20 protein-coding genes are annotated in these 21,619 nt (G+C 72.3%); 13 read left to right on the top strand and 7 right to left on the bottom strand.

The features are described 5' to 3' along the window. Positions 1-74 precede the first annotated feature (74 nt). Positions 75-626 (top strand): hypothetical protein, encoded by a 552-nt coding sequence (locus IEY30_RS08190; protein ID WP_030194787.1) that lies wholly within the window; start codon positions 75-77, stop codon positions 624-626. 105 nt (positions 627-731) lie between these two features. Here IEY30_RS08190 and IEY30_RS08185 read toward each other — a convergent pair whose 3' ends face one another. Further along, positions 732-959 (bottom strand): helix-turn-helix domain-containing protein, encoded by a 228-nt coding sequence (locus tag IEY30_RS08185; protein ID WP_030194789.1) that lies wholly within the window; start codon positions 957-959, stop codon positions 732-734. 285 nt (positions 960-1,244) lie between these two features. Here IEY30_RS08185 and IEY30_RS08180 point away from each other — a divergent pair, with 285 nt between their 5' ends. Continuing rightward, entirely contained in the window at positions 1,245-1,907 is a 663-nt protein-coding gene (locus IEY30_RS08180; protein ID WP_043416117.1) for a CpaB family protein, read from the top strand. Further along, a complete protein-coding gene (locus tag IEY30_RS08175) occupies positions 1,904-3,430 on the top strand; it encodes a CpaE/TadZ family protein (protein WP_030194795.1) in 1,527 nt (508 codons plus the stop codon). The genes IEY30_RS08180 and IEY30_RS08175 overlap by 4 nt, the downstream gene beginning before the upstream one ends. A 71-nt stretch (positions 3,431-3,501) precedes the next feature. Here the strand turns inward: IEY30_RS08175 and IEY30_RS08170 are convergent, their stop codons facing one another. After that, a complete protein-coding gene (locus IEY30_RS08170) occupies positions 3,502-4,827 on the bottom strand; it encodes a hypothetical protein (protein ID WP_043416339.1) in 1,326 nt (441 codons plus the stop codon). 23 nt (positions 4,828-4,850) lie between these two features. Beyond that, positions 4,851-5,237, bottom strand: a complete 387-nt coding sequence (locus IEY30_RS08165) for a hypothetical protein (protein WP_030194801.1) — start codon at positions 5,235-5,237, stop codon at positions 4,851-4,853. Positions 5,238-5,277: 40 nt separating this feature from the next. Here IEY30_RS08165 and IEY30_RS08160 point away from each other — a divergent pair, with 40 nt between their 5' ends. The 8 genes from IEY30_RS08160 to pruA all read left to right on the top strand — a co-directional run bounded on the left by IEY30_RS08160 (position 5,278) and on the right by pruA (position 12,523). Further along, positions 5,278-6,699 carry a WS/DGAT/MGAT family O-acyltransferase gene (locus IEY30_RS08160; RefSeq protein ID WP_030194803.1) on the top strand — a complete coding sequence of 474 codons (1,422 nt, stop codon included), beginning with the start codon at positions 5,278-5,280 and terminating at the stop codon, positions 6,697-6,699. Next, positions 6,699-7,142: a DUF6912 family protein gene (locus IEY30_RS08155; RefSeq protein ID WP_030194806.1), complete on the top strand. Its 444-nt coding sequence runs from the start codon at positions 6,699-6,701 to the stop codon at positions 7,140-7,142. The genes IEY30_RS08160 and IEY30_RS08155 overlap by 1 nt, the downstream gene beginning before the upstream one ends. A gap of 23 nt (positions 7,143-7,165) precedes the next feature. Continuing rightward, positions 7,166-7,669, top strand: coding sequence for an NUDIX hydrolase (locus IEY30_RS08150; protein ID WP_030194809.1), 504 nt, complete (start codon positions 7,166-7,168; stop codon positions 7,667-7,669). Positions 7,670-7,719: 50 nt separating this feature from the next. Next, positions 7,720-8,331, top strand: coding sequence for a TetR/AcrR family transcriptional regulator (locus tag IEY30_RS08145; RefSeq protein WP_229674906.1), 612 nt, complete (start codon positions 7,720-7,722; stop codon positions 8,329-8,331). 213 nt (positions 8,332-8,544) lie between these two features. Further along, on the top strand, positions 8,545-9,396 hold the full coding sequence (locus IEY30_RS08140) for an alpha/beta hydrolase (protein ID WP_162180984.1): 852 nt from the start codon (positions 8,545-8,547) through the stop codon (positions 9,394-9,396). Positions 9,397-9,456: 60 nt separating this feature from the next. After that, on the top strand, positions 9,457-10,170 hold the full coding sequence (locus IEY30_RS08135; protein ID WP_030194820.1) for an SGNH/GDSL hydrolase family protein: 714 nt from the start codon (positions 9,457-9,459) through the stop codon (positions 10,168-10,170). A gap of 217 nt (positions 10,171-10,387) precedes the next feature. Then, positions 10,388-10,789 (top strand): DUF4870 domain-containing protein, encoded by a 402-nt coding sequence (locus IEY30_RS08130; RefSeq protein ID WP_030194823.1) that lies wholly within the window; start codon positions 10,388-10,390, stop codon positions 10,787-10,789. Between the two features lie 105 nt (positions 10,790-10,894). Next, the gene (pruA, locus tag IEY30_RS08125) at positions 10,895-12,523 is read left to right on the top strand and encodes an L-glutamate gamma-semialdehyde dehydrogenase (RefSeq protein ID WP_030194826.1); all 1,629 of its coding nucleotides are present in this window, start codon (positions 10,895-10,897) and stop codon (positions 12,521-12,523) included. 95 nt (positions 12,524-12,618) lie between these two features. Here pruA and IEY30_RS08120 read toward each other — a convergent pair whose 3' ends face one another. The 3 genes from IEY30_RS08120 to IEY30_RS08110 form a co-directional block, all read right to left on the bottom strand. Next, entirely contained in the window at positions 12,619-13,116 is a 498-nt protein-coding gene (locus IEY30_RS08120) for a DUF2505 domain-containing protein (RefSeq protein ID WP_030194829.1), read from the bottom strand. 111 nt (positions 13,117-13,227) lie between these two features. Continuing rightward, positions 13,228-13,719: a hypothetical protein gene (locus IEY30_RS08115; protein ID WP_030194832.1), complete on the bottom strand. Its 492-nt coding sequence runs from the start codon at positions 13,717-13,719 to the stop codon at positions 13,228-13,230. Continuing rightward, positions 13,716-14,027, bottom strand: coding sequence for a hypothetical protein (locus tag IEY30_RS08110; RefSeq protein WP_156035130.1), 312 nt, complete (start codon positions 14,025-14,027; stop codon positions 13,716-13,718). Before IEY30_RS08110 ends, IEY30_RS08115 begins: the two co-directional genes overlap by 4 nt. Before the next feature lie 198 nt (positions 14,028-14,225). Between IEY30_RS08110 and IEY30_RS08105 the strand changes: the two genes are divergently transcribed. Next, on the top strand, positions 14,226-19,394 hold the full coding sequence (locus IEY30_RS08105; protein ID WP_052358345.1) for an NAD-glutamate dehydrogenase: 5,169 nt from the start codon (positions 14,226-14,228) through the stop codon (positions 19,392-19,394). Between the two features lie 117 nt (positions 19,395-19,511). Then, the gene (locus tag IEY30_RS08100; RefSeq protein ID WP_030194841.1) at positions 19,512-20,999 is read left to right on the top strand and encodes a sensor histidine kinase; all 1,488 of its coding nucleotides are present in this window, start codon (positions 19,512-19,514) and stop codon (positions 20,997-20,999) included. Between the two features lie 177 nt (positions 21,000-21,176). Here IEY30_RS08100 and IEY30_RS08095 read toward each other — a convergent pair whose 3' ends face one another. Further along, entirely contained in the window at positions 21,177-21,425 is a 249-nt protein-coding gene (locus IEY30_RS08095) for a WhiB family transcriptional regulator (protein ID WP_030194844.1), read from the bottom strand. Between the last annotated feature and the right edge of the window lie 194 nt (positions 21,426-21,619).

The raw sequence follows: 21,619 nt of genomic DNA, 5'->3' as shown, positions 1-21,619 counted from the left end.
GTTTGGTCAAGTATGCTTTTGGTGAAGACAGGTACCGGGTGGCCGTCGTCGTCCGCCCGAGGAAGGCTGGGCACATGAGGTGGGACCGACTCTTCGACGATCTCGAGGCGCAGCTCGTCCTGGACGAGGTGCTCGAGCTCGAGTCCGAGGTGGCCGACCGCACGCGCCGCGAGCGGGCGCTGCTCGACGTCCACACCCGGCTGCTCGCCAACGTGGACACCCCGCAGGTCGCGCTGCGTCTGCCGGGACGGGTCGTCTCGGGCCGACTCGTGGACGTGGGGCCGGACTGGGCGCTCGTCGAGCCCGCGCCGGAGCGACCCGTGCTCGTGGCGCTTCCCGCGGTCCGGTCCGTCTCCGGGCTCGGGGCCGGTGCGCGCATGCCGTCCGTCGTCGCCAAACGGTTCGGGCTGGGTGCGGCCCTGCGTGCGGTCAGCCGCGACAGGGCGGTGGTCGAGCTCGTCGACGTCGACGGCCACGCGGCCACCGGGACGATCGACGTCGTCGGCGCCGACCACCTGGAGCTCGCCGAGCACGCCTCCGACGAGAGGCGCCGCACGGCCAACGTCACGGGCCGGCTGCTCGTGCCGTTCTGGTCCCTCGGTTCGGTCCGCCGTCTCCAGGGGTGAACCCCTGGGTCATCGGGTCATCGGATCATCGGGTCATCCGGTCATCGCGGTCACCCGACCGTGAGCCGGATCGCGGACCGGTCCCGACCCGTCAGGCGCTGCGGGTCACTCGTCGCCGGCCGCGCCGAAGGGATGGGCCTGCACGAACGACTTCGTCTCGGCATACATCCGCTGGATGTAGCTCTCGAGCTCGGTGGCCTCGACCCGCCACTGGCCCCGACCGCCGATCTTGATGGCGGGCAGCTCGCCCGACCGCACGAGGGCGTAGGCCTGCGCCGAGGAGATGTTGAGGATCTCCGACACCTCGGCGAGCTGCAGGAACCGCTGGGCCACGTTGAACTCCTCCTCTGGCACCGCCGGTCGACGGTCTTGATCTCACCCGTACCCCCACGCGGGAGGTACGGGCACCTCCTCCCGGAAGACCTGTCGCCGTGCGCTCAGGGGGACAGTCCGGGGGACGACCTCATCCTAGAGATTCCCGGAGGTGCCCTCGTCCGTCGTCCCCACCTGTGCGCCTCGAGGGGCGCTCCGTCCCCGGGTGATGCAAGATGATGCCGCGCCTGCCGGTGACCGAACCGGTGTCGCCCGGACATCCACCGACGGACCACAGGGGGTCCCATGACCGAGCTGGCCTCTCCCAGCGCCAAACGCCTTCAGCGCCCGTCGTGGCGTGACAGCCGCCTCGTCGTGGGCGTGCTCCTCGTCGTCGTCGCCGCGACGCTCGGGGCCAAGGCGGTCGCCAGCGCCGACGACAGGGTGCCGGTCTGGGTGGCCGCGAGCAACCTCGTGGCCGGTGACGAGGTCGAGGAGACCTCTTTCGCGCGCGCGGACGTGCGCCTCGCGGACGGGATGACCGGCTACCTCCCGGCGGATGCGCCGGCGCCGACCGGGGCGTTCATGCTGCGCGACGTGCGCGCAGGGGAGCTGGTGCCCGTCTCTGCCGTCGGCGACGCCGACGCCATCGACGTCCAGCGGGTGACAGTGCGCGCGGACGCCATGTCGACCACGGGCCTGACCCGGGGCAGCCGCGTCGACGTCTTCGTGACGCCGAAGGCCTCGAGCACGAGCGACGCCGCCACGACCCCGACGAAGAAGGTCCTCGAGTCCGCTGCCGTGGCGGCCGTCCTGACGAACAGTGGCAGCTTCGGCTCCGGCTGGATGACGTCGGTGCAGATCTACGTGCCCTCCGACAAGGTGCAGCCGCTCGTCGAGGCGGTGGACGGCGAGGCGAAGCTGACCCTGGTGCCGTCCGTCGGTGCCGCGACCGGCGGCGGAGCATGACCGAGGTCCTGACCGCCCTGAGCCACCAGTGGGAGGCGGCGGTCGCCACGACGCTCGAGGGTGTGCGCGGTGTGACCGTGAGCCGTCGCTGCGCCGACGTCTCCGAGCTGCTCTCGGTGGCCGAGGCGGGTCTCGGCGACACGGCCGTCATCTCCTCCGACCTGCGTGGGCTCGACCTCGGAGTCGTCAACCGCCTGCGTGCCAACCGGATCCGCGTCATCGGGGTCCATCCCGCCGACGACGAGGCCGGCGAGCGCCGGCTCCGCCAGCTCACCGTGTCGGACGCGCTTCCCGTCGACGCGGATGCCGAACGCTGGACCACGACCCTCGAGGCGGGCCCCGGTGGGGTCGACGAGCTCGAGGCCTCGCTGCGTGCGTCCGAGCCGGCCGGGTCCGCCGGCTCCTCCGCACCGTCGGCACCGTCGGCACCGTCAGCACAGGGGGAGCCGTACGACCCGTCCGGACCCCTGCCGGCGACGGCAGCCGGCGATGCTCGCGATCTCACGAGTGTTGCCACAGGTGGAGAAGCCGGTGGGGTCGCGGGTTGGCGACCCGCCGGTGCCGAGGACGACGAGGCAGACGCTGGACACGCCCCTGACGGCGACGAGCTGCCGACCACCACGCGACGTGGCCCGGAGCGCGCCCCGGTCGTGGCGGTCTGGGGGCCCACCGGCGCGCCCGGGCGCACGACGATCGCGACGACGCTGGCTGCCGAGATCGCCGGCCGCGGCGTCGAGGTGCTCCTCGTCGACGCCGACACCTACGGCGGGTGCGTGGCCCAGACCCTCGGCCTGCTCGACGAGGCGCCGGGGATCGCGGCGGCCTGTCGCGCGGCCGACCAGGGGCTGCTCGACCTGCCCGCCCTCGCGCGCATCGCGCCCACGGTGGTCCCGGGCCTGCGTGTGCTGACCGGCCTGCCCAAGGCGGAGCGCTGGCCGGAGGTGCGGGCAGCCGCCCTCGAGCGGGTGCTCGAGCTGAGCCGGGCCCTCGTGCAGGTGGTCGTCGTCGACTGCGGCTTCTGCCTCGAGGACGACGAGGAGCTGAGCTACGACACCGTTGCGCCACGCCGCAACGAGGCGACGCTGACCTCTCTCGCGGCCTCCGACGTCGTCGTGGCCGTCGGTGGCGCCGACCCCGTGGCGCTGCAACGCTTCGTCCGCGGCCTCCAGGAGCTCGGCACCGTCCCCTCCGGTGAGCCGGTCCCGGTGGTCAACCGCGTCCGGAGCGGCGCCGTGGGCTCGCGCCCGGAGTCGCGCATCGCCGACTCGCTCCTGCGTTTCGCCGGGCTGACGTCGGTGCGCTTCGTCCCCGACGACCCCGGTGCGCTGGACGGGGCGTTGCTCGCCGGGCGCTCGCTCGTCGAGCACGCACCCGACTCACCGGCGCGCACCGCCGTGGCCGACCTCGCCACCGCAGTGCTCCCGTGGACCTCGCCGGCCGAGGCGCGCCGTGACCGCCGTGGCCGCCGTGACCGGCGGCGTGGGAGCGCACGCCGCGGGTCGTCGGCAGCCGTCGGGGCCTGACGGTCCTCCCACGCCCTCACGGGGCCCGTCAGGCCCCAGGTCCGGCCGAGGCCCGGCGGACGAGGTCCGGGTCAGGGAGCGAAGAGGATGGTCAGGCCGCCCAGGGTGTAGAAGATCATGACGACCATGAGCGGCACCTGGCCGACCACGGCCGAGCGGCGGTCGAGCACCGTGATGGCGCGCTCGTGGGCGGCCAGGACGCCGAGCAGGTGCCCGACGACGATGCTCACGGCCTGGATCGTCGCGACGAGCGTCGGCTGGATGAGCAGGTCGTTCGGGGTCAGGTCGGCGGTGCCGAGCAGGTCGGCTCCGGTCCCGAGCGGGTCGGTGAGCAGGCGCCAGGCGTACTGCCCCTGGTAGACCCAGAGCGACCAGTAGTGCGCGATGACGTAGCCGCCGGCGATGGGGATGAGGGACGGCGCGATGTCGCTGACGAACGAGAACGAGCGCGCGAACGGCTCGCCGGCGAGGCGCACCGACACCACCGACGCCAGCCAGATCGTCGTGGCCACGAGACCGAAGAAGGCGAGCAGCGTCGCCGTCCGCAGCAGCGACGAGGGGACCGGCGAGGTCTGCACGAAGGTCGCCCACGACAGGTTCGCCGAGAAGCCGTCGTAGGCCGTGCCGCCGAGCATGACGGCGACCGTGGGCACGAGTCCTCGCTGGCCTCGCAGGCCGTTGACGCCGTGCAGGGGAGTGCGCAGCACCCAGCGTCCGTCGGGGCGCCGGCCGAGCGGGGAGAGCAGGCCGAGCTGCCGGGACCACGCCTCGAAGGGGTCCGCGTGGTCGAACCACGTGCGGCCGAAGACGGCGGCGCCGAGCAGCGACACGGCGATGAAGCCGGCAATGAGCAGCCGGAGGAAGCCGAGCGAGGTGTTGTCCTCGGCGACGAGCTCGACCCACGTGAACGTGCCGAGGCCGATGGCCGCCGGCCAGAGGCCCCACCGGTACGGCAGGGCGGCGAGGTCCGGCGACACCCGGGCCAGACGGAGCAGCCCCGCGTGCAGCCACCGGAGCGGGTTGATGACCCGCCACACCGGCCCGAGGAGCATGGAGGCGAAGGCGAGGCCGACCCACAGCCAGACGTAGACGACGTGCGGCACGGGGTTGCGCGCCGAGTCGGGGCCGAGGACGAGGGCGGTCAGGGTCCACAGCGTCAGGGCTGCCGCGAGGACCCGGGCGACGACGCGCAGCCACCTCGAGTCGAGTAGCGCGGCCATCGGACCCGGCAGCAGCAGGCCGTCGGTGTCGCGCAGGCGGGGCTCGCGCCATAGCGTGCCGATGGCGACGAACGAGATGACGAGCGCCGCGACGGCCGCGATGACGAGCGCCGTGAACGGCAGCGGCAGGTCGCCGCGGCTGCCGACCCCGTGGGCCGGAGCGAGCGCAGGAGCCACCAGGGGAGCGAGGAGCGCCACGGTCAGCGGACGGCGACGGTGAGCAGCGTCAGGGCCGGGTCGTGCGTCTCGACCTCGTAGGCGCCGGCCTCGGTGGCGGTGAGCCGCAGCGTCGTCGGCGCGCCCGCCTTGAGCTGCGCCTCGACGTCGAAGCCGTGGGCGTGCAGCTCGTCGTCGTGGTCGCTCGTCACGACGAGCTCGAGGGTCGAACCGATCGGCAGGTCGACCTGCGCCGGCGCCGGCGTCACCGTGGTGCCGCTGATCGTCACCGCGAGGCGCTTGACGCTGCCGGTCGACACGACGCCGGTGGCCCCGCCGGCCCCGGGCTCGGGGCTGGCGGAGGAGCAGGCGCCTGCGCCGGCGAGGGCGAGGACGCACACGGCATACGGAAGGGCTCGAAACGCTCGCATGGCCACGATCCTAGGCAGGGCGGTCTGGCAGAGTGTGACCATGTCTGACCGCCTGACCTCGCTCGACGCGTCGTTCCTCTACCTCGAGGAGTCCACCACGTCGATGCACGTCGGGTCGGTCATGGTCTTCCAGCCCCCGCGCGAGGGCTTCGACTACGACCAGCTCGTGCGGATCATCGAGAGCCGCATCGGCGCGATCCCCCGCTTCCGTCAGAAGGTCCTCGACGTCCCGGGACGCATCGCCAACCCGGTGTGGGTCGACGACGAGGCGTTCGACCTGGGCTACCACGTGCGCCGCGCGGGCCTGCCGCGGCCGGGCAGCGACCGCCAGCTGCAGGACTTCGTCGCCCGCGTCCAGCCGCGCAAGCTCGACCGCACCCGCCCGCTGTGGGAGGTCTACCTCGTAGAGGGGCTGCACGACGGCCGGTTCGCCATCGTCACCAAGACCCACCACGCCCTCATCGACGGCGTCAACGCCCTCGACATCGCCCACGTCATCGTCGACTCCGTCAAGGGCGAGGACGAGGACGACCTCGTGGTGCCGTGGGAGCCGAGCCGGCCGCCGTCGTCGGTCGAGCTCGTGACCGGTGCGGTCATCGACGCCGTGCGCCGCCCGACCCAGGTCGTCGACCTCGTCCGCGGGGGCCTCAACGACGCCCTCAACGTCGGGATGCGCGCCGTCGAGTCCGCGGGGCAGGTGCTCTCGACCGTCGCGCGCACGGCGGCGCGACCGGCCCCCGACTCGCCGCTCAACGCCGAGATCGGCTCGGCCCGCCGGTGGGTCATGATCGCGACCGACCTCGAGGACTACCGGCTCGTGCGCAAGCGCCTCGCGCGCGGTGCCTACGCCGAGGACGTGACGATCAACGACGTCGTGCTCGCCACGATCGCGGGCGGCTTCCGCGCCTGGCTGCTCGGCCGGGGCGAGGCGGTCAGCCCCCACACGTCGGTGCGCGCCATGGTGCCGGTCAGCATCTACGGCGACGACCCGGCCGGGATGTACGCCAACCAGGTGATGGCGTGCGTCGTCAACCTGCCGGTGGGCGAGCCCGGCGCCTCGATGCGGCTGCACCAGATCGCGTTCGCGATGCGCCAGCAGATGGAGGGCGGCCAGGCCGTCGGGGCCACCTCGCTCGCCAACCTCGCCGGGTTCGCGCCGCCCACGCTGCACGCGCTCGGCGCGCGCCTCGGCTCGGCGATGTCGCGCCGGCTCTACAACGTCATGATCACCAACGTGCCGGGCCCGCAGAGCCCGCTCTACGCCGGCGACGCCGAGATGCTTTCGACCTACCCGGTCACGCCGCTCGCCAAGGGCCAGGCCCTGTCCATCGGCGTCACGTCCTACAACGGCGGCGTCTACTTCGGCCTCAACGCCGACCGCGACGCCATGCCCGACGTCGACGTGCTCGGCCAGTCCATCGTCGAGTCGCTCGCCGAGCTGACGAGCGGGAGGGAGTCCTGATGCCCGTCGTGCGCATCTACGTGCCGCTGGGTCGCGCGGGTCTCGAGGAGCTCGCGTCGACGGGCGCGCTCGCGGCCGGACCGGGCACCCCACGGACGGCGTATGCCGTGACCTCGGGTCTCGAGGCGGCGGCGCCGGGTCTCGACGTGGAGGACCTCGAGTACGCCGCCTTCAGCGACGCCGTCGAGGCCGCCGCCCGGCTGCGGTCCTCGCGTGCGGACCGCCGGGTCGTCGCGGCCGCCGACGCCGACCCGACCTGGGTGTCACCGCGTGACGGCGCGCCCGTGTCGAAGGTCGTGGTCACGGCGCCCCTCCCGCTGTCGCGGGTCGCGTCCTTCCACGTCGACGACGAGGTCACGGTCGGCGTCGACGAGGAGGCCGACGAGCTGCTCTGGTACGACGTCACCGAGCTCGACGACGTGCGCTCGTTCTTTCCCGGCTGAGGGCGGCGGACATAGCCGACGAGGTGGTCGCGCTCTACGACGACGCTGGCGAGGTCGTCGGGTCGGCGCCGCGCTCGGTGATGCGGGCGCGCAACCTGCGCCACGCGGCATCCTCCATCGTCGTGCGCGACCCGATCGGTCGGGTCTACCTGCACCGGCGCACCACGACCAAGGACGTCTACCCCGGCCTGCTCGACTTCGCGGCCGGCGGGGTCGTCCTGGCGGGGGAGGATCCGGGCCTGGGCGCGGTCCGGGAGGTCGAGGAGGAGCTCGGGGTCACGGGGGTGCCGCTCGAGGCCCTCGGTGTCGCGGACTACGCCGACGAGCACACCCGCTACCGGGCCTTCCGGTTCGTGGCGACGTGGGACGGTCCCATCCGGTGGCAGCCCGAGGAGGTGTCGTGGGGTGAGTGGGTCACGGTCGAGGAGCTCGTGCGGCGCCTCGACGACGACGCCCGGAGCATCGTGCCCGACAGCGTCGCGGTCTGGGCGGCGATCGTGCGCTCCTGGCTCGCCGATGCCGGCTGACCGGACGGACCTCGCCACCACCCTTGTCAGGGCCGAACGATCGTGCTTTTATGGAGCGCATGGGCAAGGGTGAGAGCACGAAGGCCGCCATCCTCGAGGAGGCGACCGAGCTGGCCTCGCTCGTCGGGCTGGGCGGCCTCACCATCGGCACCCTCGCCGCGGCGACCCGGCTGAGCAAGAGCGGGCTCTATGCCCACTTCGCCTCGAAGGAGGCGCTCCAGGTCCAGGTCCTCCAGTATGCCCGGGACCGCTTCACCGACGTCGTCCTGCGACCGACGGTCGCCGCGCCTCGTGGCGAGCCGCGTGTGCGGGAGTTCTTCGAGCGCTGGATCACCTGGCAGTCCACCGCCTTCGACGGCGGGTGCATCTTCGTCGATGCCGCAAGCGAGTTCGACGACCAGGAGGGCCCCGTCCGGGACGAGCTCGTGCGCGCGGAGCGCGACAAGCTCGAGTCCCTCACCCTCATCGTCGGCACGGCCGTGAGCGAGGGGCACTTCCGCGACGACGTGGACCCCGAGCAGTTCGCCTACGAGCTCGAGGGCATCATCCTCGCCCACCACCACGCCCGCCGGCTCATGCGCGACGGCCGGGCCGAGGAGCGCGCGCGCCGCGCCTTCGACCGCCTCGTCGACAGCTGCCGCGCCGCCGCCCGGACGGCATGACCTCGGCCGCCCCTTCCTCTCGCCCGTCACGCACGACGTCCACCGATCTCATCAGGAGCAGACATGGCTTTCTCATCGGTTCAGAAAAGCACGATCGTTCGGTCTATTACGCGAAGCGTCTTCCGCGTCCTCGAACCAACCTGGCCCGGTCTCGTGGCGCGGCTGGCCGAGGACGTGTGGTTCCGGCTCCCGGCGCCACGCACGCCGGCCCCGGTGTCGGGCACCAGCGTGCCGATCCGGGAGCTGCTCGCGGCCCCCTTCGAGGTGCGCCTGCGGGGTCGGGCGGTCCGGGGGTGGGTCTGGGGCAAGGGCCCGGTCGTCTACCTCGTGCACGGCTGGGGCGGGAGTCTCGAGCAGCTGGTGCCGCTCGTCGCGCCGCTCCTCGACCGCGGCCTGCGGGTCGTCGCCTTCGACGGCCTCAGCCACGGCCGCTCCGACGCCGGCGTCCACGGCGCCTCCTCGAGCGACGCCGTCGAGCTCGGTCGCTCCCTCGATGCCGTCGCCGCGCGCTTCGGTCCGGCCCGCGCCGTGGTCGCCCACTCGATGGGAGCGCTCAGCTCGCTCCTCGCCATCCGCGACGGCTGGCTTGCAGCAGAGCGTCTCGTGCTCCTCGCCCCGCCGAGCGGCATACCCGACCTGCTCGCCGTGCTGCGGGCCGAGCTGGGCCTCGGGGAGCGGACGACCCGAAGACTCGTCGACCGCGTGCGGCTGCGCACCGGCTACGGGCCGGACGAGCTCGACCTCGTCACGATCTCCGGCGGCCTCCCGGCGGCCGGGCGACCCGAGCTGCTCGTCGTCCACGACCTGCTCGACCGAGAGGTGCCGCACGAGCCGTCGACCCGTCTCGTGCGGTCCTGGCCCGACGGGCAGCTGCTCTCGACGGCGGGGCTCGGCCACCGACGCCTCCTCGCGGACGCTGCGGTCGGGGGAGCGGTGGCGCGGTTCGTCGACCGGCTGCCGGTCGATGCCAGCCTGCACGGTGAGGACCGGCCGCAGCCCCTCACACCGGCGGCGGAGACCGAGGCCGCGAACGCCGTCGGCCACCGTCGTGCCGGGGCCGCCTGACCGTCCCACGTGCTGGTCCGGGGGAGTCGCGGGCGCTCGATCCCTTGTTACCTTGCGCGGATGGACTTCACCGCTGACGAGTACGCCCGCCGCGATGCCGACCGACTGCGCGAGATCCTCTCCGGGCCACCCGTGACCTGGGTGTTCCTCGGCGACAGCATCACCCAGGGCGTCACGCACACGCACGGGCGGCGTGGCTACGTCGAGCACTTCGCCGAGCGGGTCCGCGGCGAGCTCGGTCGGCGCGGTGACGCGGTCATCAACTCCGGAGTGTCCGGCGCCACGACCGAGGACCTGCTGCCCGAGTTCCACTGGCGGGCAGGGCGGTTCGCGCCCGACGTCGTCTTCGTCATGTTCGGGACCAACGACATCCTCGCGGGCGAGGACGGCGTGCGCGGGTTCCGCTACCGCCTCGACCAGATCGTCCAGCGCTCCCGCGACGTCGGCGCCACCGTCGTGCTGCAGACGCCCCCTCCCGTGCTCGAGGACGGCGGCCGGGGGCCCGGCCTCATCGCCCTCTACTCCGAAGCGGTGCGCGAGGTGGCGCGCGACCTCGGGGTGCTCGTCGTCGACCACGCCGGTGCCTGGGCGGCCGCTGCGGCCGACGCCGGCGACGACGTCGCCCCGGAGGGATGGCTCGACGACACGTTCCACCCCGGTGCGCGCGGGCACCACGAGCTGACGCTCACGCTCCTGTCGACCATCGGCATCTCGGACCCGGCCAGCACCGTCTGCTCGCTCGACGTCGAGGACACGGTGGGCGCCTCGGCCTGACCACACGGCATACGAGACCGAAGGCGCAGCGGCCAACAGCCCGGCGACACCCCGACCGGCACCCCCACCGGCACCCCGACCCGCACCCCGACCGACACCCCGATCGGCACCCCGATCGGCACCCCGATCGGCACAGGGCGGGGTCGGGGACCGCTCAGGGTCGGCTCAGGGCTCTCCCCAGCAGCGGAACCGGCCCTGCTCGCGCGACGATGGGGTCATGACACATCCGATCCCGAACCCGTCGTCCGGCCAGTCGCTCACGCCGACGAGCGAGGAGCGCACGTGGGCCGTCCTCGGCCACCTCGCCGCACTCGTCGCCGCCGTCATCTCCGTGGGCTGGCTCAGCTTCGTCGGACCCCTCGTCATCTGGGCCATCTACAAGGACCGCAGCGCCTTCGTGCGCCAGGCGGCGGCCGGGTCCTTCAACTTCAACCTCGCCGTGTGGGTCGCGATCATCGCCGGCTGGGTCATGTTCTTCACCGTGATCCTCATCCCGGTCGCGATCATCGTCTGGATCGTCGCCGTCCTCGCCGGCATCTGGTACCACGTGCGCGCCGCGATGGCCGCCAACCGCGGTGAGTCCTTCCGCTACCCGTGGAGCATCCCCGTCCTGCACTGACGGCCGCTGCGGCAGGCATGGAACGATGGGGTGGCCCGCCCACGAGGCGGGCCACCCCGCTCGCCCTGACCGGCGAGACCCCGTGCCGACCCGCAGGAGAACTTGATGGACGCCGTGACCCACGTGCCCGCACCGGCCAACGAGCCGGTGCTCGACTACGCACCGGGCTCGCCCGAGCGAGCCGCGCTCGAGGTGGCCCTCGCCGAGCTGGGGTCGACCCAGACCGAGCTGCCCCACACGATCAACGGTGAGCGCGTGGTCGGCACGGGCCGCAAGATCGCCGTGCGCCAGCCGCACGCGCACCGCAAGGTGCTCGGCACCCTGCGCAACGCCACCGTCAAGGAGGGCCAGGCAGCCGTCGACGCCGCCAAGGCCGCCGCCCCGATGTGGCGCGAGCTGTCCTTCGACGACCGGGCGGCCATCCTGCTCAAGGCCGCCGAGCTGCTCTCCGGCCCGTGGCGTGCGCGGCTCAACGCCGCGACGATGCTCGGCCAGAGCAAGACGGCCTACCAGGCCGAGATCGACGCGGCGTGCGAGCTCATCGACTTCTGGCGCATCAACGTCCACTTCGCCCGGCAGATCCTCGAGCAGCAGCCGCCGCTCAACGCCAAGGGCATCTGGAACCGCTCGGACTACCGCTCCCTCGAGGGCTTCGTCTACGCGATCACGCCGTTCAACTTCACGGCCATCGCCGGCAACCTGCCGACCGCGCCGGCGCTCATGGGCAACACCGTCGTATGGAAGCCGAGCCCGACGCAGCAGCTCGCGGCCCAGCTGACGATGGAGCTGCTCGAGGAGGCCGGCATGCCGCCCGGCGTCATCAACATGGTGACCGGCGACGGCATCAACGTCAGCAAGGCCGCCCTCGCGGACGAGGACCTCGCCGGCATCCACTTCACCGGCTCGACGCCGACGTTCAAGCACCTGTGGCACGAGGTCGGCACCAACCTCGACCGCTACCGCACCTACCCCCGGCTCGTCGGGGAGACCGGCGGCAAGGACTTCATCCTCGCCCACCCGAGCGCCGACCCGGCCGTGCTGCGCACCGCGATGATCCGCGGTGCCTTCGAGTTCCAGGGCCAGAAGTGCTCGGCCGCCTCGCGCGCCTACGTCCCGGCCTCGGTCTGGAAGCAGATCAAGGGCGACCTCGTCGACATCACCAACGGCCTGACCCAGGGCGACGTCACCGACCTGTCCAACTTCATGGGCGCCGTCATCGACGACCGGGCCTTCGCCAAGCACAAGGACGCCATCGACCGCGCTTACGCCACCAAGGGCATCGACGTCGTCGCGGGCGGCACGTACGACGACTCGGTCGGCTACTTCGTGCGCCCGACAGTCCTCGAGATCAAGGACTCGGCCGACGAGTCCTTCCGCACCGAGTACTTCGGCCCGATCCTGTCGGTGCACGTCTTCCCCGACGCGCAGTACGACACGGTCCTCGACCAGATGGAGCGCTTCGCGCCCTACGGCCTGACCGGCTCGATCATCGCCCAGGACCGCCGCGTCATCGCCGACGCCACGAAGCGCCTGCGCTTCGCCGCGGGCAACTTCTACGTCAACGACAAGCCGACCGGCGCCGTCGTCGGCCAGCAGCCGTTCGGCGGCGGCCGAGCCTCGGGCACCAACGACAAGGCGGGCGCCGCGCAGAACCTGCTGCGCTGGACGAGCGTCCGCTCGATCAAGGAGACGTTCGTCCCGCCGACGAACCACGCCTACCCGCACATGGGGTGAGCTGCGGCTGACCACCTGAGCGCGTAGGCCGCTGGGCCCGTCTCCTCAGGAGGCGGGCCCAGCGGCGTGTGGTGCGGCGTACGTGAGCGGGCCGGTCAGGCGCGCTCGGCGAGCCAGGCCGTGCCGGTCCGCTGCTCGCTGTGGATGGCGTCGATGACGGCCGGCGCCGCGGCCTTCTCGACCTTGCCGCCGAAGAGCGGGATCGAGGCCTTGAGGTCGCCCTCGATGGTGATCTTCGTGCCGCCGCCCGACGGGACGAGCCGCACGTTCGAGCGCATGGCGACCGGCGCGCCGGCGACCTCGACGGTCAGGGTGCCCGAGCGCGAGCCGTCGGCCGCTGCGGCGCCCCACTCGTAGGTCTCCGTCACCGACAGGGTCGGCCCGACGATGGACTTCGCGAAGTCGGGGAGGTCGTCGGCCGGCAGGTCGCGCTTGGTGACGACGCGGGCGCCGTCCCCGGCCGGGCTCACCGCGGCCTCGTGCCGCTGGGCGTGGGCCTCGACGCACTTGCGCTCCTGGAAGGCCGGGTCGGTGACCATGGCGTAGACGGTCTCGGGCGGCGCGGCATACGTGATCGTCTCGGAGATCTTCATGGCCGACACGCTATTGCACGGCGCCCTGCGCCCCGAGGACGTATGCCGTGGGCCCGGCTCCGCGTCGCCGGTGCCGTCCGCGGCCCGCCACGTCCACCGCGTCGCCGACGGTCACGAGCCCGAGCGGGCCCGGTCGGACAGCGCGGCGAGCGTCGTGACCGAGGTCTCGAGGTCGCGGCGCAGGCGGGCCTGCTCGCGCGAGCGCACCGCCGTCACGCGGTTGAGCAGCTCCTGCAGGCGCTCGCGCTCGGCCAGCCGCTCGGCGGGCTCGACCCTGCTGGGGCCCGAGCGTTCGACGACGAGGTGCCCGTCGATGACGAGGTCGCAGCGCGTCAGCGCCGGCTCGAGGACGCGCACCCGCGCGGCCGACTCGACGGCGGTCGTGGTCCACGACTGGAGCAGTCCGCCGACCCGGTCGAGCTCGGTCGCGGTCCGGGTGACGAGGTCGCGCTCCCGACCGGTCACGTCGGGTGAGCCGGTGCGCCCGGACCGTCGCGCGCCCGCATCGAGGTCGACGACGAGATCGGCCAACCGCCCGGCCTGCGTCCGCAGGGCGCCGCCCAGGGCCGAGGTGGAGCCGGGGTCACCGGTGGAGAGGCTCATCGACGGCCACCGTCCCACGGTGCGGATCCCGTGGTGCGCGAGAGCGATCCGCCGTCCGGCACCTCGGTGCCGACCCGCGCCGAGCCGAGGTCGAGCAGCCGCTCCTCCAACGCCTCCGACAGGGCACGCAGGGTGTCGGCGGCCTGCTCGACCCACCCGTCGAGGGCGCGTTGCGTCGGCAGGTCGCCGAGGTCGGGCAGGTGCGTCAGCAGCTCGTCGGACATCGCCCGCGTCGCGGAGCGGCCCGTCGTGAGGGCTCGGAGGACGGCTGGGTCCGCAGCACCCGCCCCCGGGCTCCCGTCGGTCATGGCACCACTCTAGGGACTGCCGAGCGAGCCGCCCCGGAGTTCTCCACCGGCGCCGCGGGATGGTCGGCCGATGTCTCGACGTGCGTCCGGCGGGCCGGTTCGGGCGCGCGCCCGGACGGGGATAGGCTCACATGGTGAGATGCGCGGCACAACGACGTGCCGCCGCAACGGCCGCACGGTGAGGAATCCGACAACCGCATGTCAGCGTCACTCGAACAGTCTCGAATCGACGTCATCAAGGCCGCTGCCGCGGCCGTGGCGCCCGTCCCTCGCCGGGGGCGAGGCCGCTCCGGTGGGGCCGCTCCGGGCGACCTCGAGGAGTTCCTCCGCGCCTACTACCGCCTCGTGGCGACCGAGGACCTGCTCGCCCGCCCGGCGCGTGAGCTGGCGACCATCGCCACCGAGCACCGCGCCTTCGCCCAGCAGCGCGCGGTCGGCACCTTCAACGTGCGGGCCTTCAACCCGTCGTCCGAGGACGAGGGGTGGTCGACGAGCCACTCCGTCGTGCAGGTGGTCGTCGACGACATGCCCTTCCTCGTCGACTCCGTCGTGTCGGCGCTCGGTGGCTTCGACCGCGGCGTTCACCTGATCGTCCACCCGCAGATGACGGTGTCGCGCGACATCACCGGCGAGCTCAAGTCGGTCGTCACCGACGGGTCCACGACGGTCCGCTCGACCTCGGAGGGCCTCGTCCGCGAGTCGTGGATGCACCTCGAGATCGACCGGCTGCCGGCCGACGCGCTGCCCGACGTCGAGGCCCGGCTGCGCCACGTCCTCGAGAACGTCCGCGACTCCGTCGAGGACTGGCCGAAGATGCGCGCCCACGCGCTCACCATCGCGAGCGAGCTCCGCTCGGCGACGCCGCCCGGCACCGACCCGCACCACGCGCGCGAGGCCGGCCGCTTCCTCGAGTGGCTCGCGCACAACAACTTCACCTTCCTCGGCTACCGCGAGTACTCCCTCGCGCACGAGAACGGCAAGGACGTCTCGCGCCAGGTCCCGGGCACGGGTCTGGGCCTGCTGCGCTACGACCGGCCCTCTGCCGGAGAGGGACTCGTGCTGACGCCGGCCGCAAGCCGGGCCGCCCGCGACTCGAGCATCCTCATCATCACCAAGGCCAACTCCCGCGCGACGGTCCACCGCGACGTCTACCTGGACTACATCTCGATCAAGCGCTTCGACGCCCGCGGCGAGTGCGTCGGCGAGCAGCGCTTCCTCGGCCTCTACGCGTCGGCCGCCTACAACGACACGATCCACGACATCCCGCTGCTCGACGTGCGGGCGCAGGAGGTGCTGCGCCTGACCGGCCTCAGCGCCGACAGCCACTCCGGCAAGGACATCCTGCAGATCCTCGAGACCTACCCGCGGGACGAGCTCTTCCAGACGAGCCCGTCGCAGCTGGCCGAGATCGCGACGAGCGTGCTGCACCTGCAGGAGCGACGCAAAACCAAGCTCTTCCTGCGCCGCGACGAGTTCGGGCGCTTCGTCTCCTGCCTCGTCTACCTGCCGCGCGACCGCTACAACACGACGGTGCGCCTGCGCATCGAGTCGATCCTGCTCGAGGCCTTCGGCGGCGCGAACATCGACAACACGACGCGCGTCAGCGAGTCCACCCTCGCGCGCCTGCACTTCGTCGTGCGCATGCCGTCGGGCACCGACATCCCCGACGTCGACGAGGCGGCCCTCGAGCAGCGCGTCATCGACGCGACCCGCACCTGGGACGAGGACCTCGCCGAGGCACTCGGCGAGGCCCGCGGGCTCGAGGGTGCGGCGCGCACGATGGCGGCGTACGCCAAGGCGCTGCCCGAGGCGTACAAGGAGGACTTCGACGTCGCCACGGCCGTCGACGACCTCGACCGCATCGACGCGCTCGGCGACGGCGACCGCACGACCGGGCTGCACCTCTACGACGACCCCGCGTCCGACGACCCGCGCGAGCGGCGCTTCAAGCTCTACCGGCGCGCCGACCTCTCTCTGACCCAGGTGCTGCCGCTCTTCACGCACCTCGGTGTCGAGGTCACCGACGAGCGGCCCTACGAGGTGCCGGGACCCGACGGCCGCACGCTCCACATCTTCGACTTCGGCCTGTGCGCCGACGCCCGCACGTGGGGCTCGGGCGACGCCGCCCTCGCGAGCGACGTCCGCGAGCGCTTCGAGGAGGCCTTCCGGGCGGTGTGGGACGGCCGGGCCGAGTCCGACGGCTTCAACGCGCTCGTGCTGGCCGCCGGGCTGACGTGGCGCCAGGTCGTCATCCTGCGCACCGTCGCGAAGTACCTCCGCCAGACCGGCTCGACGTTCTCGCAGGACTACGTCGAGTCGGCCCTCGCCGCCAACACCGGCATCGCGCGCAGCCTCGTCGAGCTCTTCGAGGCGCGGTTCGACCCCGACGCCTTCCCGGACAACGAGGCCGGCCGCGACAAGCGCGCCTCGCGCCAGAAGCACGTCGTGGCGGGCGTCAAGGAGGCGCTCGACGACGTCGCGAGCCTCGACCACGACCGCATCGTCCGCGCCTTGCTCGGGGTCATCCAGGCGAGCCTGCGCACCAACTTCTACCAGCCCGACGAGACCGGCCGCGACAAGTCCTACGTCTCGCTCAAGCTCAACCCCAAGAAGGTCCCCGACCTGCCGGCGCCTCGGCCGATGTTCGAGATCTGGGTCTACAGCCCCCGCGTCGAGGGCGTGCACCTGCGCTTCGGCAAGGTCGCCCGTGGAGGCCTCCGCTGGTCCGACCGGCGCGAGGACTTCCGCACCGAGGTGCTCGGCCTCGTCAAGGCCCAGATGGTCAAGAACGCCGTCATCGTGCCGACCGGCAGCAAGGGTGGCTTCTACGCCAAGCAGCTGCCCGACCCGGCGGTCGACCGCGCCGCCTGGATGGACGAGGGCATCTCGTCCTACAAGCTCTTCATCTCCGGGCTGCTCGACCTCACCGACAACCTCGTGTCGGGTCAGGCCGTGCCGCCGCACCGCGTCGTGCGCCACGACGAGGACGACACCTACCTCGTCGTCGCCGCCGACAAGGGCACGGCCAAGTTCTCCGACATCGCCAACGGGCTCTCGGCCGACTACGGCTTCTGGCTCGACGACGCCTTCGCCTCCGGCGGGTCGGCGGGCTACGACCACAAGGGCATGGGCATCACCGCGCGCGGCGCGTGGGAGTCGGTCAAGCGCCACTTCCGCGAGCTCGGCGTCGACACCCAGACGCAGGAGTTCACCGTCGTCGGCGTCGGCGACATGAGCGGCGACGTCTTCGGCAACGGCATGCTCCTCTCGGAGCACATCCGCCTGCTGGCCGCCTTCGACCACCGGCACATCTTCGTCGACCCCGACCCCGACGCGGCGAGCTCCTACGCCGAGCGCCGGCGGATGTTCGACCTGCCGGGATCGTCGTGGGCGGACTACGACGAGAAGCTCATCAGCAAGGGCGGCGGCATCTTCCCGCGGTCGGCCAAGTCGGTGCCGGTCAGCCCGCAGATGGTGGCGGCGCTCGGCCTGCGTGCGGGCACCAAGAGCATGACGCCCGCCGAGCTGATGAAGGCGATCCTCCTCGCACCGGTCGACCTGCTGTGGAACGGCGGCATCGGCACCTACGTCAAGGCCACCTCCGAGAGCAACGGTGAGATCGGTGACCGCGCCAACGACGCCATCCGTGTCAACGGCGCCGACCTGCGCTGCAAGGTCGTCGGCGAGGGCGGCAACCTCGGGGCGAGTCAGCTCGGCCGCATCGAGGCGGCGCTCGCGGGCGTGCGCGTCAACACCGACGCCATCGACAACAGTGCGGGCGTCGACACCTCCGACCACGAGGTCAACATCAAGATCCTGCTCACCGAGCTGACCCGCTCGGGCGAGCTGACGACGAAGCGACGCAACACCCTGCTCGCCTCGATGACGGACGAGGTCGCGGAGCAGGTGCTGCGCGACAACTACGAGCAGAACGTCCTGCTCGGCAACGCCCGGGCGCAGCAGCACGCGATGCTCGGCGTGCACGAGCGCCTCATCCAGTTCCTCGAGGCCGACGGCGACCTCGACCGCTCGCTCGAGTTCCTCCCGAGCGACGCGGCCATCGCGCGCCGCCAGAAGGACGGTCTCGGCCTGACGTCGCCGGAGTTCTCGGTGCTCGTCGCGTACGCCAAGCTCTACCTGAAGAACCAGCTCATCACCACCTCGCTGCCCGACGACCCGTGGTTCGAGTCGACCCTGGCCGAGTACTTCCCGAAGCCGTTGCGCGGCAAGTACGCCGAGCAGATCGCCGCCCACCCGCTGCGTCGCGAGATCATCACCAACTCCGTGGCCAACTCGATGGTCAACCGGGGCGGCATCACCTTCGCCTACCGTGCGGGCGAGGAGACCGGCGCGAGCCCCGAGCAGGTCGCCCGTGCCTACGTCGTCTGCCGTGAGATCTTCGACCTCGCGGGCTTCGTGCGGCAGGTCGAGGCCACGGACAACGTCGTCAGCACCGGCGCGCAGACGGCGCTCTACCTCGAGTTCCGCCGGCTCATCGACCGGTCCGTGCGGTGGTTCCTCACCTCGCGTCCGGCCTCGCTCGACATCGCGGCGGAGGTGGCGCGTTTCCGCCCCGGCATCGAGGCGTTCTCCGGCCGCATCGGTGAGCTGCTCCAGGGCAGCGAGCGCACCCGACTGCAGCGACGGGCCCGTGAGCTCGAGGGCAAGGGTGTCCCCGAGGACCTCGCCCTCGGCGCAGCCTCGCTGCTCGACCTCTACTCGCTGCTCGACTGCATCGAGGTCGCCGAGGACACGGGCGAGAAGCTCGACGACGTCGTCGGGGTCTACTTCCTGACCTCCGAGACGTTCTCGATCGACGCCATGCTGACGCGGGTCACGATGCTGCCGCGCGACGACCGCTGGGACGCCATGGCCCGAGGCGCCCTGCGCGACGACCTCTACGCCGTGCTCGAGAGCCTGACGCGCTCGGTGCTCGACGTCAGCGATCCGCGGCACGAGGCCGCCACCCGGCTCGCCGAGTGGTCCGAGCTCAACGCCGACGCCCTGGGCCGGGCGCGGGCGGCGCTCGGCGGCATCGAGCGGATGAGCCACGCGGGGATCGCGGCCCTGTCGGTCGCCCTGCGCACCCTGCGCACGGTGATGAAGCCGGCCGCCTCCGGGCAGCCGACCCCCGTCGCCGTCGAGTCCGCCTCGTCGGCGCCGGCGAAGAAGGCCCCTGCGAAGCAGGTGACCGCGAAGCAGGCGACCGCCACGACGGCGACCGCGAAGAAGGCGACGGCCAAGAAGGCGATGGCCAAGAAGGCCACGGCTCCGACCGCAGCCGAGAAGGCGACACCGAGCAAGAAGGCAGTGAGCAAGAAGGCAGCGAGCAAGAAGGCTGCCGGCAAGAAGGCGGCCACGGCCTAGCAGCCCGCTCGAGTGGCCACGCAGCCCCACGCGTACCGGATCCGGTCAGGTGGGGCTGCGGAGCCACCCGAGGGGAGCCGGGCCAGGGCTCTCCCTGAGGCTCACTAGGCTCGGGGTGTGGCAACCCTGAGCGAGCTCCTGCGCGGCCGGACGAACCTGCCCGACCACGACGTCGAGTGGCTGCAGCTGCTCGTCGGCGACTGGCAGCTCGTCGCCGACCTGTCGTTCGCCGACCTCGTGCTCTGGGTCCGGTCGACGAGCGAGCGCTGGGAGGCGGTGGCGCACGTGCGACCGACGACCGGCCAGCTCGTCTTCGTCGACGACCAGGTCGGCAGGGTCGCCGACCCCGGCCGCACCCGCGACCTGCTCGACGAGGCCGCCTCGGAGCAGCGCATCCTGCGCGTGCGCCACGTCGTCGTGCCGCACGAGCAGGGGCCGGACCAGTCGGTCCGCGAGGAGTACATCCCCGTCGTCCGCGGCGGTCACGTCGTGGCGGTGATGACCCGTCACACCAACCTCTGGACGACCCGCACCCCCAGCCGTCTCGAGCTGACCTACCTCGCCACGGCCGACGCGCTCTGCCGCATGGTCACCGGGGGAGAGTTCCCGCACAGCGGGGCACCCACCGGGCTGCGCCGCGGCGCGCCGCGCGTCGGCGACGGCGTCATCCGCCTCGACGTCGACGGCGTCGTCACCTACGCGAGCCCGAATGCCGTCTCGGCGCTTCACCGTCTGGGGCACCTCGGGGAGGTCGTGGGCGCAAGCCTGGCCCAGATCGTCACCGACAACGTGCGCGAGTCCTACCCCGTCGACGAGGGGCTGCCGCTCGTCGTCACCGGACGCCAGCCCTGGCGCACCGAGGTGGTCGCGGGCGGCACGACGGTGTCGATGCGGGCGATCCCGCTCACCGAGGCCGGACAGCGCTTCGGCGCCATCGTGCTGATGCGCGACGTCGGCGAGCTGCGGCGCCGGGAGCGCGAGCTGATGACCAAGGACGCGACGATCCGCGAGATCCACCACCGAGTCAAGAACAACCTCCAGTCCGTCGCCGCCCTGCTGCGGCTCCAGTCCCGACGCCTGCCCGACGGCGAGGCCAAGATCGCGCTCGCCGAGGCCGAGCGGCGCGTCGGCACGATCGCCATGGTCCACGACCAGCTGAGCCAGGGCTTCGACGAGACGGTCGACTTCGACTCCATCGCACAGCGGGGCCTGAACGCGGTGGTCGAGGTCTCGGCCAACGGCGTCCCGGTCCACACGGTCACCGAGGGCTCCTTCGGGCGCCTGCGGGCCGAGGACGCGACCTCCCTCGCGATGATCATGAGCGAGCTCGTCCAGAACGCCATCGAGCACGGTCTCGGCGACGCCGGGGGAGAGGTGCGCATCGGCATCGAGAGGCAGGACGACGAGCGCGGCCAGTCGACGGTCGTCGTCTCCATCGAGGACGACGGCAAGGGCATCGACCCGGCCCGACGGCCGGGCTCGGGTCTCGGCACGCAGATCGTCCAGTCCCTCGTCAGCGACCTCCAGGGCCGCATCACGTGGGAGCCGATCGTGCCGCACGGCACCCGCGCCCGCTTCACCGCGCGCCTGCGCCCGATCACCTGACCGACCGCACGACCGCACGATGGCGCCGTACCGCCGGCCGGGCGCACGACCGGGCGGACGGCGAGGCCGAGGCACACGGCATACGGCATATGACCGGAGGGCGGCGCGGGCAGCCAAAAGCCCGGCGACCTGACGGTCACCGGGCTCGCGGACGGTTGCAGAGGGTGGTCTGAGGGTTCAGCCTGCTCGACGGGCCCGGGCGTTGCGACGCTTCAGGGCGCGGCGCTCGTCCTCGGAGAGGCCGCCCCACACGCCGGCGTCCTGGCCGGTCTCGAGGGCCCACTTGAGGCATGTGTCGATGACCGGACAGGTCCGGCACACAGCCTTCGCCTCCTCGATCTGCAGGATGGCCGGGCCGGTGTTCCCGATGGGGAAGAACAGCTCCGGATCGGCCTCCAGGCAGGCAGCGCGGTCGCGCCAATCCATGTGGATCGTGCTCCTTCATGTATGTCGGTTCGGCACCGACGCCGGGTGTCGGTCGCGGTGCATGTGCTCGGGGCGCCAGCGTCGTTGTCGGAGCCAAGTCATGGTGTCGTCGTGCCACGGGGGATGACCCCCTGACCAACGGAAACGCGCACGAAGTTGTTCCGTACGCGTCGAGGGCCATGATCCAGTGTGAC

The sequence above is a fragment of the Terrabacter tumescens genome (genome assembly GCF_014646815.1).
GTDB lineage: Bacteria > Actinomycetota > Actinomycetes > Actinomycetales > Dermatophilaceae > Terrabacter > Terrabacter tumescens.
This window is presented reverse-complemented; position numbering and strand designations above follow the sequence as displayed.

Excerpts from the sequence above, each read along its gene's own strand:
- IEY30_RS08190 (WP_030194787.1), top strand. The coding sequence starts at position 75 with ATGAGGTGGGACCGACTCTTCGACGATCTCGAGGCGCAGCTCGTCCTG.
- IEY30_RS08180 (WP_043416117.1), top strand. The coding sequence starts at position 1,245 with ATGACCGAGCTGGCCTCTCCCAGCGCCAAACGCCTTCAGCGCCCGTCG.
- IEY30_RS08175 (WP_030194795.1), top strand. The coding sequence starts at position 1,904 with ATGACCGAGGTCCTGACCGCCCTGAGCCACCAGTGGGAGGCGGCGGTC.
- IEY30_RS08165 (WP_030194801.1), bottom strand. The coding sequence starts at position 5,237 with ATGCGAGCGTTTCGAGCCCTTCCGTATGCCGTGTGCGTCCTCGCCCTC.
- IEY30_RS08160 (WP_030194803.1), top strand. The coding sequence starts at position 5,278 with ATGTCTGACCGCCTGACCTCGCTCGACGCGTCGTTCCTCTACCTCGAG.
- IEY30_RS08155 (WP_030194806.1), top strand. The coding sequence starts at position 6,699 with ATGCCCGTCGTGCGCATCTACGTGCCGCTGGGTCGCGCGGGTCTCGAG.
- IEY30_RS08145 (WP_229674906.1), top strand. The coding sequence starts at position 7,720 with ATGGAGCGCATGGGCAAGGGTGAGAGCACGAAGGCCGCCATCCTCGAG.
- IEY30_RS08135 (WP_030194820.1), top strand. The coding sequence starts at position 9,457 with ATGGACTTCACCGCTGACGAGTACGCCCGCCGCGATGCCGACCGACTG.
- IEY30_RS08130 (WP_030194823.1), top strand. The coding sequence starts at position 10,388 with ATGACACATCCGATCCCGAACCCGTCGTCCGGCCAGTCGCTCACGCCG.
- pruA (WP_030194826.1), top strand. The coding sequence starts at position 10,895 with ATGGACGCCGTGACCCACGTGCCCGCACCGGCCAACGAGCCGGTGCTC.
- IEY30_RS08120 (WP_030194829.1), bottom strand. The coding sequence starts at position 13,116 with ATGAAGATCTCCGAGACGATCACGTATGCCGCGCCGCCCGAGACCGTC.
- IEY30_RS08115 (WP_030194832.1), bottom strand. The coding sequence starts at position 13,719 with ATGAGCCTCTCCACCGGTGACCCCGGCTCCACCTCGGCCCTGGGCGGC.
- IEY30_RS08110 (WP_156035130.1), bottom strand. The coding sequence starts at position 14,027 with ATGACCGACGGGAGCCCGGGGGCGGGTGCTGCGGACCCAGCCGTCCTC.
- IEY30_RS08105 (WP_052358345.1), top strand. The coding sequence starts at position 14,226 with ATGTCAGCGTCACTCGAACAGTCTCGAATCGACGTCATCAAGGCCGCT.
- IEY30_RS08095 (WP_030194844.1), bottom strand. The coding sequence starts at position 21,425 with ATGGATTGGCGCGACCGCGCTGCCTGCCTGGAGGCCGATCCGGAGCTG.